The sequence below is a fragment of the Novosphingobium sp. FG90 genome (assembly GCF_057808725.1).
On sequence record NZ_JBMDIO010000127.1, the window covers coordinates 1 to 407 of the forward strand.

General features: G+C 57.2%; 1 protein-coding gene. It reads right to left on the reverse strand.

Annotated features, from left to right (window positions below; all coding sequences use genetic code 11):
• On the reverse strand, window positions 1-325 hold a 325-nt coding region (locus ACODRZ_RS26855; RefSeq protein ID WP_488973203.1), incomplete at its 3' end, for a transposase.
• Window positions 326-407: the final 82 nt, after the last annotated feature.

Below are 407 nucleotides of genomic sequence, written 5' to 3' on the forward strand. Positions count from 1 at the left end.
TGAAGACCGTGACATCCCAGATCGGCGCATCCATCGCCAGGCCGACGAACCAGCGGAAGAGCAGGTTGTAATCCATCTGCTCCATGAGCTGGCGCTCCGAGCGGATCGTATAGAAAGCTTGCAGGAGCAACGCGCGCAGTAGCTTCTCGGGCGGGATAGATGGCCGGCCAATGCGCGAATACATCACATCAAAATCCGCTGACATCACCTCGAGAGCTTCGTCGACGATCGCGCGGATCGCCCGAAGGGGATGGTTCGCCGGAACCCGGGCTTCGCAACTCACGTAGGAAAAAAGCCCTTCGCTCCGGTAATCGCCGCCCCGCATTTCAAATCCTTCAACCTCAGCTGAAGGCGTCTGAATCACCTCAAGCGGCTCAAGGAAAGAACCTTTTTCCGCAACCTGTTAA